At 63.7% G+C, this 1,066-nt stretch carries 2 protein-coding genes; both read left to right on the forward strand.

Annotation, left to right across the window (positions count from 1 at the left end; translation table 11 throughout):
* The first annotated feature begins 76 nt into the window (after window positions 1–76).
* Entirely contained in the window at window positions 77–523 is a 447-nt protein-coding gene (locus AC50X9_RS21235) for a hypothetical protein (protein ID WP_494897071.1), read from the forward strand.
* On the forward strand, window positions 487–1,066 hold a 580-nt coding region (locus tag AC50X9_RS21240; RefSeq protein ID WP_494897073.1), incomplete at its 3' end, for a DDE-type integrase/transposase/recombinase. The genes AC50X9_RS21235 and AC50X9_RS21240, both read left to right, overlap by 37 nt.

Consider the following 1,066-nt stretch of genomic DNA (forward strand, 5'->3'; position numbering starts at 1 on the left):
CCCTGTGTGTCAGGCTCTTGTGTGACAGGTTTGCTGTCGCCCGCGGCCTGGCGTGCGGGGCGGGGAAAGGTCCGTGATGGATTTTGTTATTCCTTCCCGTGTCTCGAACCGGAGCCACTTCACTCTCGCGCAAAAGCACGCGATTCTGGATGAGAACGACAAGTGCCTTGAGCGTGGTTCCAGGACTGCGTTTAGCAGGACGGTGGGCATCAGCGAGGGCACGATTCGGCTCTGGGTCCGGCAGCGCGAGGCCGGTGAGCTGAGATCCAGACCCACAGCAGGAAGTGAGGACCAGCGCTTGAACGCAGGAGATAAGCAACAGCTCAAACGGGTCTTGAAAGAGAACGAGATCCTCAAGGCCAAACTGGCCCGGTCCGAGGCCGCGGTCGACATCCTGGGAAAAGCTTCCGCGCTCTTGGACGCCATGGCCAAGAGCGCGGCGGCGACGGAACCGCAACTACCGGAGCCGGAGCCGGGCCGGCCGGAATGGTTGATGCCAAAGTCTGGAGAGACATCGCCCTGAACTTTGCCGGGAATCTGATCAGCGCCGGCTGGTCCGCGGTGAAGACCTGCGCACTGCTGGGTCTTCACCGCACGGCCTGGTACCGGCATCTGAATCCTCCGGCCTCCGCCGGGATCCTGGTGCCCCACACCGACCGGGCCTACCCGAATCGGATCACCGGAGCCGAAGTCGACGAGTTCATGCGACTGCTCAACTCGCAGGACTACGGGAAACTCTCGGTCACGCAGGCCTATTACCGGATGCTGGACGCGGGGCACTGCTCCTTCTCGATAGCCGCAGCGCACCGGATCGTGGCCGCGCAGGGGCAGAACGGGGACCGCAGGCAACAACGCACGGGCACCGGCCCCAAAAGGGCCAAACCGGTCGTTGCCGCGACAGCCCCGAACCAGCTCTGGAGCTGGGACATCACGATGCTCCACGGCCCCGGCAAACACACCTACCGGCTCTACACCATGATGGATGTGTTCTCCCGAAAGGTCGTCGGGCAACGGGTCGAATACACCGAAACCGCCGCCCTGGCCGCCGCTCTCATCAGAGACGCGG

It is taken from the genome of Pseudarthrobacter sp. HLT1-3 (assembly GCF_059383535.1).

Excerpts from the sequence above, each read along its gene's own strand:
- AC50X9_RS21235 (WP_494897071.1), top strand. The coding sequence starts at position 77 with ATGGATTTTGTTATTCCTTCCCGTGTCTCGAACCGGAGCCACTTCACT.